At 39.3% G+C, this 15,139-nt stretch carries 9 protein-coding genes and 3 tRNA genes; 6 read left to right on the top strand and 6 right to left on the bottom strand.

The features are described 5' to 3' along the window. Window positions 1–241: 241 nt before the first annotated feature. From KSK37_RS07960 to KSK37_RS07950, 3 genes are all read right to left on the bottom strand, one after another. Entirely contained in the window at window positions 242–3,157 is a 2,916-nt protein-coding gene (locus tag KSK37_RS07960) for a M16 family metallopeptidase (protein WP_217200656.1), read from the bottom strand. Window positions 3,158–3,192: 35 nt separating this feature from the next. Then, complete coding sequence (gene aspA, locus KSK37_RS07955) at window positions 3,193–4,593, bottom strand: aspartate ammonia-lyase (protein ID WP_217200654.1); 1,401 nt, start codon at window positions 4,591–4,593, stop codon at window positions 3,193–3,195. A 125-nt stretch (window positions 4,594–4,718) separates the two neighbouring features. Continuing rightward, window positions 4,719–5,747 carry an N-acetylmuramoyl-L-alanine amidase gene (locus tag KSK37_RS07950; protein ID WP_217200652.1) on the bottom strand — a complete coding sequence of 343 codons (1,029 nt, stop codon included), beginning with the start codon at window positions 5,745–5,747 and terminating at the stop codon, window positions 4,719–4,721. Between the two features lie 135 nt (window positions 5,748–5,882). Between KSK37_RS07950 and KSK37_RS07945 the strand changes: the two genes are divergently transcribed. From KSK37_RS07945 to KSK37_RS07930, 4 genes are all read left to right on the top strand, one after another. Continuing rightward, window positions 5,883–5,967, top strand: a tRNA-Ser gene (locus KSK37_RS07945). Between the two features lie 21 nt (window positions 5,968–5,988). Beyond that, a tRNA-Pro gene (locus KSK37_RS07940) sits at window positions 5,989–6,063 on the top strand. Window positions 6,064–6,105: 42 nt separating this feature from the next. Further along, window positions 6,106–6,179: transfer RNA gene (locus KSK37_RS07935), tRNA-Arg, on the top strand. A 173-nt stretch (window positions 6,180–6,352) separates the two neighbouring features. Continuing rightward, entirely contained in the window at window positions 6,353–7,051 is a 699-nt protein-coding gene (locus tag KSK37_RS07930) for an ABC transporter ATP-binding protein (RefSeq protein WP_217200650.1), read from the top strand. 51 nt (window positions 7,052–7,102) lie between these two features. Here KSK37_RS07930 and KSK37_RS07925 read toward each other — a convergent pair whose 3' ends face one another. Next, entirely contained in the window at window positions 7,103–7,489 is a 387-nt protein-coding gene (locus tag KSK37_RS07925; protein WP_088359869.1) for an orotate phosphoribosyltransferase, read from the bottom strand. Window positions 7,490–7,521: 32 nt separating this feature from the next. Here KSK37_RS07925 and KSK37_RS07920 point away from each other — a divergent pair, with 32 nt between their 5' ends. Further along, window positions 7,522–8,127, top strand: a complete 606-nt coding sequence (locus KSK37_RS07920) for an NUDIX hydrolase (RefSeq protein ID WP_088359925.1) — start codon at window positions 7,522–7,524, stop codon at window positions 8,125–8,127. Here KSK37_RS07920 and KSK37_RS07915 read toward each other — a convergent pair. Continuing rightward, the gene (locus KSK37_RS07915) at window positions 8,124–9,398 is read right to left on the bottom strand and encodes a UDP-N-acetylmuramoyl-tripeptide--D-alanyl-D-alanine ligase (protein WP_217200648.1); all 1,275 of its coding nucleotides are present in this window, start codon (window positions 9,396–9,398) and stop codon (window positions 8,124–8,126) included. The genes KSK37_RS07920 and KSK37_RS07915 overlap by 4 nt on opposite strands. Window positions 9,399–9,460: 62 nt before the next feature. Beyond that, window positions 9,461–11,068 carry a gliding motility lipoprotein GldJ gene (gene gldJ, locus KSK37_RS07910; RefSeq protein ID WP_088359867.1) on the bottom strand — a complete coding sequence of 536 codons (1,608 nt, stop codon included), beginning with the start codon at window positions 11,066–11,068 and terminating at the stop codon, window positions 9,461–9,463. Between the two features lie 160 nt (window positions 11,069–11,228). Here gldJ and porU point away from each other — a divergent pair, with 160 nt between their 5' ends. Continuing rightward, window positions 11,229–15,134, top strand: coding sequence for a type IX secretion system sortase PorU (gene porU / locus KSK37_RS07905; protein WP_217200646.1), 3,906 nt, complete (start codon window positions 11,229–11,231; stop codon window positions 15,132–15,134). Window positions 15,135–15,139 lie beyond the last annotated feature (5 nt).

Genomic DNA, 15,139 nt, shown 5'->3' with positions numbered 1-15,139 from the left:
TGAAATTTATAAGTAAAAAACTCCGGAACTGTTTCCGGAGTTTGCGTTTTCATGGTTAATGATATTTTCTTTGGGGAAAATTGGTTGTTTTAGTTTTTGCAGTACAAATTTCCGAAATTACAGCACGCATTGTAAGCGTTAATTCACCTTTTCTCTATTAACAGATATCAGCTAAATTTCACATTGACACAAAAAAAGGTGAAACCGAAATTTCACCTTTTATTTAATAATTTAAAACGGATTAATATCCAAAGATCTCTTCAAGACTCACTTCCTGGAAAGTTCCCATTTTATTGATCGCTGCCATATCAAGATTTTCTTTTTTCCCGATAATAGCGGTGTTGTACTTCATTGGTTTCACTTCAACATTATAAAAATTGGTTACGTCTGCCAAAGTTAATTTTCCAATTTCAGCGTAAATATCCTTTCTCAAATCATAATCAATTCCTAATTTTTTAAGATTTAACTGATTAAAGAAGATATTCGTTCTGTTAATTCTTCCTGAAGCAATCTGTTTCAAAGCGGCATTTTTCGCGTTTTCAAACTGTGCCGGAACCTGTGGCAGATTAGCCATCAGTTCGTCCATTGCATTGACAGCCTGGGGAAGTTTGTTGGCCTGCGTTCCGATATAAGTCGTCACATAATCCGGATGATTCAGCTCGGTGTTGGTCGCGTAAGAAACATACGCAGAATACGCCAAACTCTTGCTTTCACGAATTTCCTGGAAAACGATAGATGAAAGTCCGCGCCCGAAATATTCATTAAATACATTTATTTTGCCGAAATTCTTCAGGTTCACGTTTTGCCCTTTTCCAACCTTGCTCATTTCTGTCTGCACCATATCATAGTTTGTGAAATAAACCTTCCCTTCCGTTGCCGGCTCAGGATAGATTTTTTTCGCAGGAGCTTTCAGAGTTTCCTTTTCTACAAAAGATTTCGCGTACTTTTTAAAGTTATTGAAATCATTTCCGTAAAAGAAGATTTCGTAAGGCATATTAAGCAGGTCTTTGATTTTATTGGTCATTTCCTCAGATTTAACCGCTTTCAATCTGTGCTCCGAAACTACATCGGAAAATCTCGAAACCTTCCCGAATTTCGCGTAGTTGGAAAGTGCTGCCATAATTCTCGCCTTGTCTTTTTTGGCAACTTCACGGCTTTCCAGAATGGTTTTTACGTTTTCTTCGTAAACTTTCTGATCAGGTTTTGCATGCTGCAGCCAGTTTTTCATCAGTTCAATTCCCTTCGGCATATTTTCTTCAAGACCGCTCAGGGAAATGATTAACTGATCCGGCGCTGTGCGGAAATCGTTGGAAATCCCCAGTTTGAAGAATTCTTTCTTTAAAGCTTCCGCAGAAAGTTTATCGGTTCCTAAATACTGAAGAACCTGAGTAGCTAATCCCAATTCCCTGTCGTTATCGCTTCCGAAAGGGAAAATAAAATAAGTCTGCGCAATATCATTGTATTTGTTTTTCACAAAACTCACCTTTTTACCTTCAATCTTATCGGTTTTTATTGCTTTGGAATAATCAATAAATTCAGGTTTGATTTCGGAAGATTTCTGAGTTATAATCTCCTTCAGAAACGGTGACTGCGCATCTTTGTTAAGTTTTATCGGAGTAATTCCCGGATTTTCAACACGCACGAGTTTGTCATTTACGCCCTTCTCTTTTTTAACGGCTACATAATTGTCTTTGAAAAATTCGTTGGCAAATTTTACCACATCTTCTTTCGTAATCTTTTCATACTCATTGACCTGGTTCAGCTCATTCTCCCAGTTCTGATTATTGATATAGCTTCCGTAAAGTGCTGTCGCAAGTCCGTCTGCCGTTTCCAGACTTTTCATCTGCTGAATCTTCATATCATTGATGATCGCCGGAATCAGCCAGTCCTGAAATTCGCCTTTTTTCACGAGTTCGATCTGATCCAGCAACAGTTTTTTAGCGTCATCCAAACTTTGTCCGTTTTTTGGGACAATCACCATTGAAAAATTACCGTAAGTTTTGAACGGTGAATCGTAAGCCATTGCTCTCAGAGCTTTCTGTTTCTGGTTGATATTAAGATCAATCAGTCCGGTTTCTCCGGAATTGGTCAGAAGATTGGCAACAATTTCAGCAAGTCTTGCATCTTTAGTTCCGTAAGAATCTGTTCTCCACGCCAATTGTAAACGCTCTGTGGAAGGGCTTTTTACGGTTCTTTCAACGATTTTGGTCATCGGTTCTTCCGAAACCATTTTCTTCATCGGTAATTCTTTGTACTGGAATTCTCCGAAATACTGATCAACAAGCTTAATTGTTTTATCAAAATCTAAATCTCCCACCAAGACCATTGCATAATTATTCGGAACATAATAGGTATCGAAATATTTATGAATAGCGACCATAGAAGGGTTTTTGAGATGATCAGGCTTTCCGATCGTCGTTTGCTGACCGTTCGGATGTTTCGGGAAAAGCGCATCCATCAGCTCATAATTCACCAAACGGGAATCGTTATCCTGGGCACGGTTATATTCTTCGTAAACCGCCTCCAGTTCCGTGTGAAATAATCTCAGGACTAATTCTGAAAACCTTTCTTTTTCAACTTTCAGCCATTTTTCAAGCTCATTGTTCGGGATATTATTTTTGTAAACCGTTTCGTCAAGCCAGGTGTGGGCATTTGTTCCGGTTGCGCCAAGGGAAGAAATCGCTTTGTCGTACTCATTCGCGATCGCATATTTGCTGGCTTCCTGGGAAACTTCGTCAATTTTTTTATAAAGCTCTTTCTTTTTTTCAGGATTCTGTTCAGCTTTATGCTGCTCGTAAAGGTTGGAGATCTGATCTAAAAGAGGTTTTTCCTTAGCCCAGTCTGCAGAGGCCAGTCTGGAAGTTCCTTTGAACATCATATGTTCGAGGTAATGGGCCAAACCAGTGTTGTCCGAAGGATCATTATTGCTTCCTGTTCTCACCGGAATATAAGTCTGGATTTTTGGTGCATCAAAGTTCTGCGCCAGATAAACTTTTAAGCCGTTTTTTAAAGTATAAATTCTAACGCCGTTTTTGTCATTCACTACCGTTTCATACGTGTAGCCTGCCTTGTCGGTATTTTTTTTCGTTTCAAATTTCTGTGCATTCATCATTGTTAGCGCTCCTATAATGGTTAAAGAAGTGAGGATTTTCTTCATTGATTCTGATTGATTGTTTTTTGTTATTACTTTTTTTATAAATGATGCGGCTTCAGCATATTGGCAGGATCCAGAATTTCATCCAGTTTTTCCTGAGAAAGAATGCCTTTTTCCAGAACAAGATTGTAAACGCTCTTTCCTGTTTCCAGAGCTTCTTTCGCAATTTCCGTTGAGTTTTTGTAGCCGATATAAGGATTCAGCGCGGTAACAATTCCGATGCTGTGTTTCACCATATTCAGACAAACTTCTTTATTGGCAGTAATTCCGGTGATGCATTTTTCTCTTAAAGTGTCCAAAGCATTCCCAAGGAAATTAATGCTTTCCATAATCGAGTGCGAAAGCACAGGCTCCATCACGTTAAGCTGCAGCTGTCCTGCTTCTGCGGCAAAGGTCACCGTCAGATCATTTCCGATCACTTTATAGCAAACCTGATTTACTACTTCCGGAATTACCGGATTTACTTTCCCCGGCATAATAGAAGATCCGGGCTGCATCGGCGGAAGATTGATTTCAAAAAAGCCGGCACGCGGACCTGAAGAAAGCAGTCTCAAATCGTTACATATTTTCGAAAGTTTCACTGCAAGTCTTTTCATCGCCGAAGAATAAATAACGTAAGATCCTGTATCTGGAGTTGCTTCCACAAGATTCGGAGAGGAAACAATATGATAACCGGAGATCTGAGCGAGATTCTTTGCACAGAGATTTGCATATCCTACCGGTGCGTTAATCCCCGTTCCAATAGCGGTGGCGCCCATATTTATTTCTACAAAAAGATTGGCGTTTCCGTTAAGTTTGGAAATATCTTCTTCGAGAGTGGCAGCAAACGCTTCAAACTCCTGACCCAAAGTCATCGGAACGGCGTCCTGAAGCTGTGTACGGCCCATTTTGAGCACACTGTTAAACTCCACGCCTTTTGCACGGAATGCGGCAATTGTATTTTTCAGCTTTTCAACAAGTTCCGCATTCATCTGAATTAAAGCCATTTTTATTGCGGTTGGATAAGCATCGTTGGTCGACTGAGATAAATTGATATGATCATTTGGTGAACAGTACTGATAATCGCCTTTTTCTTTCCCCAGTTTTTCCAGTACACGGTTGGCGATAACTTCATTGGCGTTCATATTCACAGAAGTTCCTGCACCGCCTTGAATCATGTCAATCGGAAACTGGTCATGTAAATTCCCCGCCATGAGCTCTTCGCAGGTTTCTGCGATGGTATGATATAAACTTTCTTCAAGAAGCCCCAGCTCATAATTCGTTTTTGCAGCTGCCTTTTTCACCATCGCCAATGCTCTGATAAAATGGGGATACGAGGAAAGATACTGCCCCGAAATTTTAAAATTTTCAATAGCACGCTGAGTTTGAACACCATAGTAGGCATTTGCCGGCACCTGTAAAGTACCTAACAGATCGCTTTCATTTCTGAAATTTTCCATAAAAATAATTTGATGAAAAGTTAAGTTAATTTGTTGAGTTTTAAAAATAGATTTGGGATTTCTCCCTATAAAAAAACGGACGATTAAATATCGTCCGTGCTATTTAATTAGTTCTTTTTCCGTATTTATTTATTTGGGTATTTCTGGTTTAATGCCTGAAGAATAGCCCAGGATTCCGCATCCATTTGACCGTTATAGTTTTGCGGTCTGAAATGATACTGAAATGCCTCAATAGTTTTCTTTGTTGCGTCGTCATAGGTTCCGGAAGGCTCCAAACCATATCCTAAAGTTTTAAGTGCTGTCTGGTATTTAAAAATAAACTGGGGAGTAGCCATTTGCAGTGCAAAATCTTCAGGAAGGATCTGGTCGTAGAAACCCTGTTTCACCGCATCATCATACCACATCCCTATCTGATAGTCATCATAAAGCTTTTTCCACGGAAATTTCGGTCCCGGATCCTGCTTTCTCGTCGGTGCAATATCTGAATGAGCAAGAATATTGGTCGGCGGAATCATATAACGGTCTGCAATATCTTTTACCAAAGCTGCCACTTTTTTTACCTGATCACCATCAAAATCAGGGAAAGTTCTCAACCCGCTGGAATCAGTAGTATATCCTGCATTTACAATTTCTATTCCTATTGACGTATCATTCAGCATCTTATCACTTCTCCACGCACTGATGCCTGCATGATATGATCTTTTATTTTCGTCAACCAGCTGGTAAATATCCCGGTCGCCGAGATTATTAACAAGATAATGTGCACTTACGGCCTGCTGGGTAAGAACCGTTACTGATTTGTTATCGTCCAGTGCCGTATAATGAAGGATGATATATTTCTGACGGAAATTTTGCGCCAGCGCCGGAAAATAAGTTTTTACGATTTTATAACCTTGAGGATTCGCGGAAACAATGGAACCGTAACTCGCTGTATTATCATTTTTGGAAGCATCAGCGATATTATCTCTGTAAAAGTCATAATTTCCTTCCCTTTTTATTTCGTGTTTGGGAAGAGCGGTATTCTGTGATTTTGGCGGTGAAATAACATTTGAAGTGACCGGTTTCGGCTTTGTTGAAATTTTTTGAATATTTTTTTGCGGGCCGCAGGAAAAAACAACCAAACTTAAACCGATGAAATATAATGAATTACGCATATTTTATTTTTTTTAGTGGATTAATCTTTCAAAAATACAAAAAAATTTAAGCAAAAAGGTTTGGTACATATCAAAAACAATCCTATATTTGCACTCGCAATTACGGAATAGAAGTTCATACAAAAACATTGCAAAGGAGGGTTGCCAGAGTGGTTAATGGAGCAGTTTGCTAAACTGTCGACCCGAAAGGATCGCGTGGGTTCGAATCCCACACCCTCCGCAACCTTCAGCACAATTTATTCGGGGCGTAGCGTAGTCCGGTCATCGCGCCTGGTTTGGGACCAGGAGGTCGCAGGTTCGAATCCTGCCGCCCCGACTTATTAAAAAGAAATTCCCTGGAGAATTTCACCGCATTTTAGGGTGCGTAGCTCAGCTGGATAGAGCATCTGCCTTCTAAGCAGACGGTCACAGGTTCGAATCCTGTCGCGCTCACTCCTTCAAAAAAGACTTTACAGATTTGTAAAGTCTTTTTTGTTTTTAGGCGATGCAGTTATTTACTTTTTTATTCAATTAAATTTCATTGTCATAATCAGACTCACCCAGATAAATTAAAATTCCTCATTTGCTTATCATTGCTTAAATTTGCATACCATTAAATAAAATTCATGTCACTTCAAATCATTAATTTAAATAAGAAATTCGGCAGCCAAACCGCTTTAAACCAAATCAACATTGAGATCGGAAACAGCGAAATTATCGGGCTTCTGGGACCCAACGGAGCCGGAAAATCAACCCTGATGAAATCGATTGTCGGTGCACTGAAGATTGATGAAGGACAGATTTTATTCAACGGAAAAGATATTACCGAACATGATATCGAAACAAAGAAAAATATGGGGTTTTTACCCGAAAACAATCCGCTTTATCCTGAAATGTATGTAAAGGAATATTTAAATTTTGTAGCTGAAATTCATAAAATCTCCAAAGAAAGAATTGATGAAGTAATTGAACTGGTGGGAATAACTCCGGAAAAATCAAAAAAAATATCGCAGCTTTCCAAAGGTTATAAACAGCGAGTTGGTCTTGCGCAGGCGATTCTGCATTCTCCCGATTTGCTGATTCTCGATGAACCTACCAACGGACTGGATCCCAACCAAATTATCGAAATCCGTAACGTGATAAAGGAAATTGGTCAGCAGAAAACGGTAATCCTTTCCACCCACATCATGCAGGAAGTGGAAGCACTCTGCTCAAGGGTGATACTGATCCATCAGGGAAACATCATACAGGATTCGCAGATTGATGAATTTAAAGGGAAATACGGCAGTCTGGAAGAAGCATTTGCCGGTTATACCCACTCATAAAAAAAGCATTGAAATCAAAAATTTCAAGGCTTTCATTTTTATAAGACGGTTCTAAATCTTTTCAAGATTATCCGTAAGGGTATTGATGAAGTTCTGCAAAGGTTTTTCAACCATCATTTTTATAAACGGATTGAATTTGCCTTCAAAAAGCAGCTGGACTTCAGTCTGAGTCTCACTTACGGCGTTCATTGTGCCTTTAAGTTCAAAATCAAGGCTTGAACTTGCAGATTTCAAAAGCACCTGGTTTTCTGACACCTCTTCTATTTTCAAAGCAATCTCAGGCATTCCCTTTAAACCGAATTTGAAACCGTTGTCTCTTACTTCGAAACTCTGCAGCGAATCAGGCATTAGATTTTTATAATCTTCAGGATTTTGAAGCATCCCAACCAATTCATTTACCGATTTATTTACAACTATTTTGCGTCCTTCTAAATTCATTTTTATATTTTTGTATGATTAAATGGCTGCAAATGTATAAAGTTTTTGTGAATGAAAAAAAATTAACAATAAGTAAATATCCTGAAGATATGGAAAAAAAGCTGCGATTCGAAGGTTTCGCAACTTTGGAAATTGCCGTTGATCTTCTCCAGAACACTTCCTGTCCCGAGCTCAATGTTTATGGAGAAAACATTGAAGAGATCTGGGAAGATTTTACCCATATGTTCAAAGTGATAGAAGCTGCCGGCGGTGTGGTGCGCAACAAAAACGGCGAACTTTTATTCATTCACAGAATCGGAAGATGGGATCTTCCAAAAGGAAAAATAGAAAAAGGAGAATCGCTGGAACAGGCTGCCCTTCGGGAAATTGAAGAAGAAACCGGCCTTTCGGAACTGATTCTTGAGGAATTTCTCAACAATACTTTTCACATCTACACCGAAAGAAACGGCGAAAAAATACTGAAAACAACATATTGGTTCAGAATGCAGTATGTCGGCAGTGAAACCCCGAAACCGCAGATCGAAGAAGGAATCTCCGAGGTTTCTTGGAAGAACCGTGAAGCCATCATCAGCGAAGTGCTGCCAATGACTTTCAGGAATATTAAGCTGATTTTAAATGATTACTGGAATTTAGATTAACTGATAAACTCCATTATTTTCTCCAGAGCAATTCCACGCGAAGCTTTTAACAATACATTTTCAGAGGAAATGGGTGATGCCTTTAAATATGCTGAAAGCTCCTCTGTATTTTCGAAAGATTTCGAAAGATGACTCACCTTTTTAAAATGTTTCCCAACGGTGATAATTTCATCAAAATTCAGTGATTCTGCAAGTGCTAAAGTAGTTTGATGTTCCTTTTCAGATTCATCTCCAAGCTCGAGCATATCGCCGATAATGATGGTTTTTGAGCCTTCAAATGTGCTGAAGTTCTTCAGCGATTCGGCCATTGAACTCGGATTGGCATTATAAGTATCTAGTACAAAAGTTTTCCCGCCTTGCTCTAAAATCTGAGAACGCATGTTGGTCGGCGTGTAGTTTTCAATTGCTCGCTTTATTTGTTCAAAATCTAATCCAAAATGGAAGCCTAAACTTGCCGCAGCACACAGATTGGTGAAGTTATAATTTCCTGTCAGTTTCGACTGGGCCTGAGAACCATTATAACTTAAGCCTACAAAATGATCTTTTGAAAATTCTTCATACTTATAATCGGAAGTATTTTTTCCAAAGGTAATTTTTGGTGAATAACCCGCAGTTTTCTCAACTTGAATCGGATCATTTTCGTTGATTAATATTGTTTCTGAGTAATTTTTAAGATAATCATACAGTTCAGATTTTCCTTTAATCACTCCGTCGAAACCGCCAAAACCTTCAAGATGCGCTTTCCCGAAATTGGTAATATATCCAAAATTAGGCTGAGCCAATGTACAGAGCATCTCGATTTCTTTCTGATGGTTTGCACCCATTTCCACCACCGCGAGCTCATGTTCAGGCTTTATGGAAAGCAAAGTGAGGGGCACGCCGATATGATTGTTCAGATTTCCGGAAGTGTACTGAACTTTGTATTTCTGCGAGAGAACAGCGTGAATAATTTCCTTCGTAGTGGTTTTACCGTTACTTCCCGTCAAAGCAATGACCGGAATTTTCAAATGATTCCTGTGGTAAACCGCAAGTTCCTGTAAGAAATCTAAAGTCGAAGGAACATAAAATATATTCCTGTCCGGATTTTCGAATTCCTTCTGTTCCACGATTACCGCTGTGGCGCCTTTATCAGCAGCAGTTTCGGCCAAGGTTGCGGCATTGAAGGTTTCCCCCGAAAAGGCGAAGAAAATATCATTTTTTTCAACTTTCCTGCTATCGATGGTTACTTTTCCTGACTGTAAAAAAAGGGGATAAAAAGAGGCTGCATTCATTTTTCAAAAATAAAAAATCCTTCTGCAATTACAGAAGGATTTTGAAAATATTTTATTACTAATTATCTTTTAGTTCTGCCTTTTCCGCTGGATTTCGCATCCTGTGCAACACGGAAACCAACCCAACCGTAAGATTTGGCTTCATCACGGAATCTTCTCTGACCCGGATCCAGCCAGTAAGCTCCGTCTAACCACGAGCCTCCTTTAATTACTCTTACTTCATTGGAAACTCTGGTAGTTCTTGCAACAGGATCTTTCTGCAATACTACACGGCCACGGCCATCTACAATAAATCTTTTGGCTTTCGAATTGTACATGTTATACCCAGAAGTAGTGCTGTCCTCTGCTCTTCCATAACCGGCATCAAGTGAAGATTGGAAGTCCCCGTCTCTGAAGTTTCTGTTATCGGCAACCACTTCTCTTTCATATTGACCAGGAAGACCTTTGTATACTAATCTTCCGTCAGCAAGCGTATCATATTTTGCAGCTTCAATCTTTTTAAACGTTCCGTCTGCATTTTTTACTACCTCCTGATTTACGTTTCCTCTGTAGTAATTGAAATCGCTGGCTTCTTCGTCAATTATCGGTCTGTAAACATCCGCAGTCCATTCTGCAACGTTACCGAACATTCCGAAGATTCCTAAATTATTGGAAGGATATTGTTTTACGTCAGCTGTTGTCGGTGAACCGTCATTTTTCCATCCTGCAACACCGGAATAATCACCTCGACCTTGTTTAAAGTTTTCAAGATACATACCGCGGTTTTTACCTTTTTTACCTTTCAGCTGTTCGATTTCAGGTTTTTTATTAAGATACAGATTGTACTCTCTGTCTTTCTGCATTCCTAAAGCAGCAAATTCCCATTCCACTTCCGTAGGAAGACGGAATTTTTCAACTACGCCTGCTGTCGCATTTCTGTTTGCCGAAAGAATTCTTTGGTTACTGGTTTTGATTCCTGATTTCTGCTGAAGCCTCTGTTTGTTAACATAAGCTTCCATTTCAGGATCGTTAGCTTTGAATTTATCCAGGTTAAATGAATTGGGACCCTGATTATTTGAATCGTTGGTATAGAAATCTTTTGAAATAATTCCCTGTGCCATCAATGCTTTTTCATTCGCTCTGTCAGTTAACCAATCACAATATCTCGAAGCCTGAAGCCATGAAACGCCTACAACAGGATAATAATCATATTCAGGTCTGCGGAAATAAGTTTCAGCAAAATCGTTTCTTGAAAGCTCGTTGTTCCAAACTAAGGTATCAGGAAGCGCTCCTTTATAAATTTCTTTAAAACTTGGATCTGACGGCGGGAAAACAAATTTCAGCCAGGTCACATACTCTCTGTATTCGTAATTGGTAATTTCGGTTTCGCCTAGGAAAAACGCACTTACCTGCATTCTTCTTGGGGAATTGTTCCAGTCATGCATTACATCATCCTTCACCAATCCCATGGTAAAAGTTCCGCCTTCAACATATACCATCCCTGGCCATCCTTTCTGTTTCTGTTGTTTTCCGGTGAAGAACCACCCTTTTTGATCATTGGGCTTCCATCCGGTTTTACTTGTAAAACGCTTAGTACCACCACCTTTCTTACCGTTACCGCCGCCGCCGCAACTCGTAAGAATAAGAGTAGAACTAAACGCTAACAATGTAAACAACTTAAGTTTATTCATAGTTGATATAGATATTTTCAGAATACAAAGAAAAAATAAATTCTTTAATAAATCAAATTATAAATTGATTTTTTTTTGAAAACGTTAACAAATTAATTTTATTGTTCATATAATATCTATTATTTTTTGTTTAATTTGTATTCTTGAAATTTACACACAGATGAAAAGCATTTTAACCCTGTTATTATTTAACTTTTTTATTTCTTTAGCGACGGCTCAAACCACTAAGATTCAATGGGAAGGCAGCAAAACAATTGACTATGGAACTTATCAGGTAACCGTTCCGTTTTTTAAAAATGAGGGCTTTGCCTATGAAGAAGGTTCTGTTTACTTCCGCTCGTCACTCAAATTTACGGGAAGCAATCAAACTGTTAGCAATATGGTTTGGGAAAAAATGTCTCAAAAAGAACTGTTTGATCTTAGTTTATACAACATTCCCACCAAGGAAAGAACTGAAATAAGCAATTACACCAACCCTTATACCAGGGAAACTACTTCTAACATAAAAGTTTCTGCGCTAAAATCTGAAAAAGACGGAATCTACAGGCTTACTGCTTTCAGCATTGTTGTCGGCAGCAAGGCTTTAGAGACTTCAACCTCTTTTACGGGAAAAATAGGAACTACGGATAATCCTCTAAAAACAGGAAATTTTTATAAAATTAAAGTTGATAAATCCGGTATTTTTAAAATTACAACCAAATTCCTCCGTGATAATGGAATCAATCCGTCGAATATCAACCCTAAAAATTTCAGAATCTACGGAAATGGCGGCCTGATGTTGCCGGAACACAATCAGGACACCAGATATTCTGCACTGCAGGAAGACGCGATACAGGTGGCGGGAGAAGATGACGGTATCTGGAATGAAGATGATTATGCACTTTTCTATGCGCAGGGGCCGAACGGATACAATGTTTATAAAAATTACGATACTCCTAACGGGACTCTCAACAGAAGAATAGAAACAAGAACTGATAAGCCCGGAAATTTCATCAACCTCTATGAAGATTTTGCCTATTATTTTATCAATTTTGATTTGGGTCCGGGCAAAAGAGTGCAGGAAACTGACCAGGCGGTGAATGCTGACGTAATTTCCCGATATGATGATTACCAATACATCAATGAGGAGAAATTCAATTTAATGAAAATCGGAAGAATCTGGACCGGTGATGCTATTACTGCTAACAAAGCCGTTACTTTCAATACAAAATCCCCGATTCAGGCAGCAGATGTGATCACCTACAGGACTCGGGTGATCGGATATCAGTCTTCAGGTAATCAGATCACCACCAACATCAACGGCTTAACTCCTTCAACGTCAACGATATCTGCCGGTGAAAAAAAAGAATATTTTCCGGTCACTTACAGCGGAACAGTCACTAATGTACAGGGGAGCCAGCTGACTTTTAATTACGCACCAAACACTGCCGCAAACCCGAACGGTAAATTTTACTTTGACTATGCCGAAGTACAGTATAAAGAAGATTTAAAATTCAATAATTCACAGATGAATTTCCGCAGTTACAATATCGTGGAAGGAAGCGGAAACCTTTATACATTCAGCATTTCTGATGCTTCAGCCATTGAACAGGTATGGCAGGTATCAGATATTACCAATGTATCTAAAAAAGTAAATAAATCAGGCAGCAACTCCAGTTTTTCTTTTGGTTATGTCGCAAACAGCAACACTTATATTAACGAATTTGTTGCATTTAAAAGCGCTGATGCTTTTGCACCTTCTTTTGTGGGAAAAATTGAAAATCAGGATTTATCAGGATTACAGAATATTGATTACCTGATGATCACCACTCCGGAAATGATGGGCCATGCACAGAGACTTGCCAATTTTTACCAAAACAAATATAATGTTGCGGTAGTGGATGTGAATAAGATTTATAATGAATTCAGCAGCGGCGGTAAAGATATTACGGCAATAAGAGATTTTGCGACCAAGCTGAACACTCCTTCAGGAAAGCTAAAATATGCGTTTATCCTTGGTGATGCATCTTACGATTATAAAGGAAAAAATCATCCGGGCGCAGATATTGTTCCTTCATACGAAAGTGAGGAAAGTGGTGATTATGCCAATTCATTTGTGACCGATGACTATTATGCAATGACCTCGCCTCAAAGTCTCGGAGCAGTCCTTTTATCTTCAACTCTACCTGATTTCCCTATCGGAAGATTACCGGCTGGAAACGTTTCCGAAGCTAAACTTTTAATTGACAAAACCCTTGCTTACAACAACGGACTTCCCGGCCAGTCTACTCCATTTGGCGAATGGCGGATGAAACTCGATTTTGTAGTGGATGATGATGCCGACAATCAGTTTCCTTTCCATAATACCATGAATGCGTCATTGGTGAATGTCTTCGAAGCGGGGAATTTAAGAAAAGAATATAATGTGCGTAAATTATATCTTGATGCTTTCACTGCGCAAACTTCCGCCGGGGGACAAAGATACCCTCAGGTCAATCAGGCGATATCAAATGATGTAGGAAACAGCCTTTATTTATTTTACTTCGGACATGGAGGGATCAACGGCTGGGCTCAGGAACGGGTTTTAACAATCGATGAAATTCAGAATTTCAATAATTATAATAATGTGTATTCCCGATTCCCGCTGGTTTCTACAATTACCTGCGAATTTACGCTCTGGGACGATCCCGCTACTTTCTCTGCCGGTGAACAGGTTCTTAAATCCAAACAGGGCGGGGCTTCGATGATGCTTACTTCCAGCCGTGCGATCGGTGTAGGTTATGGTGAGGAATTCACGACAATTTTTACCAGGCATTTATTTGAATTGGTCAATGATGATTTCGTTAATCTGGGCGATGCTTTTCTGAAAGCAAAAATTGAAAAGGGCATACATAGTGATCACCTCAAGGTAAATTTACTTGGAGATCCTGCCACCAAACTAAGCCGTCCAAAAAGACTTTTAAATATCGATGAAATTGAATCGCCGGTACCTGGACAGCTACGCGCACTCGATTTTGTCAAAGTAAAAGGACATATCAATAAAGCCGACGGGACTTTAGACAATACCTTCAACGGAAGAGTCGCCATTAACATTTTTGATAAACGCCTCAACAAAAAGACGCTTAACAATGACGGTTTACCTAAAATGTCACCGGTTCTTTCCTACACCGAAGAAAACGGCGCTATTGTAAAATCTTCAGGTCAGGCGGTAAACGGCGTTTTCACTGTTGAATTTTATGTACCGAAAGACATCAACTATGAAATTGGAAACGGACGTATTTTAGCTTACGCGGACAATAAAGTTTTTGATGTATTTAATAATCAGGTTCAGAAAATCGGGGGAATCAACCCGGATGGAATCAACGATAATCAGGCACCGAAAGTAAAACTTTACATGAACAATACGAATTTCGCTGACGGCGGAATTACAGATCAGAACCCACTGCTTCTTGCCTGTGTCACCGATGACAAAGGAATTAATTCCACCGGTTCAGGGATTGGTCACGATATCACGGTCATTCTGGACGGAAAAATCATCAATACGGTTGTTCTAAATGACTTCTACTTTTCCGGTGACGGAAACGGCTGTTTGAACGCCTCTTTGTCAGATTACCAAAAAGGAAATGTTAATTATCCTTTCCGTAATTTAGCGCCGGGACCTCATCAGTTAACCTTTAAAGTTTGGGACATCAACAATAATTCGACCACAGAGACGTTAAACTTTGTAGTTAAGGATGAAACCAACCAAAATTTAATTGTTAACAAACTGTTAAACTGGCCCAATCCTTTTACCAGCAAGACGTACGTTCAGTTTGAACACAACTGCGACAGTGCTTTGGATGTGAATGTTCAGATTTATACGATTACAGGTAAACTGGTTAAAACGATAAGTACAACGGTAACAGCAGAACCGTTTTTCCAGGGTTTCCGAACCCCGAGAACCGCAATTGAATGGGACGGTAAGGATGATTTCGGCGATGCGGTAGGAAAGGGAACTTACATTTTTAAGATTTTTGCAAAAAGCCAGAATCAGGATAAATGCAAGGGAAGCGCAACAGCAGTAGAAAAAATGGTCATTTTAAAATAAAAATA

The sequence above is a fragment of the Kaistella soli genome, assembly GCF_019038595.1.
GTDB lineage: Bacteria > Bacteroidota > Bacteroidia > Flavobacteriales > Weeksellaceae > Kaistella > Kaistella soli.
Note: the sequence above shows the minus strand (reverse complement) of the source record. Positions and strands in the feature narration are given on the sequence as shown.

Bases quoted from the DNA above. Each gene is read 5' to 3' on its own strand.
- KSK37_RS07960 (WP_217200656.1), bottom strand. From the start codon at position 3,157: ATGAAGAAAATCCTCACTTCTTTAACCATTATAGGAGCGCTAACAATG.
- aspA (WP_217200654.1), bottom strand. From the start codon at position 4,593: ATGGAAAATTTCAGAAATGAAAGCGATCTGTTAGGTACTTTACAGGTG.
- KSK37_RS07950 (WP_217200652.1), bottom strand. From the start codon at position 5,747: ATGCGTAATTCATTATATTTCATCGGTTTAAGTTTGGTTGTTTTTTCC.
- KSK37_RS07930 (WP_217200650.1), top strand. From the start codon at position 6,353: ATGTCACTTCAAATCATTAATTTAAATAAGAAATTCGGCAGCCAAACC.
- KSK37_RS07925 (WP_088359869.1), bottom strand. From the start codon at position 7,489: ATGAATTTAGAAGGACGCAAAATAGTTGTAAATAAATCGGTAAATGAA.
- KSK37_RS07920 (WP_088359925.1), top strand. From the start codon at position 7,522: ATGTATAAAGTTTTTGTGAATGAAAAAAAATTAACAATAAGTAAATAT.
- KSK37_RS07915 (WP_217200648.1), bottom strand. From the start codon at position 9,398: ATGAATGCAGCCTCTTTTTATCCCCTTTTTTTACAGTCAGGAAAAGTA.
- gldJ (WP_088359867.1), bottom strand. From the start codon at position 11,068: ATGAATAAACTTAAGTTGTTTACATTGTTAGCGTTTAGTTCTACTCTT.
- porU (WP_217200646.1), top strand. From the start codon at position 11,229: ATGAAAAGCATTTTAACCCTGTTATTATTTAACTTTTTTATTTCTTTA.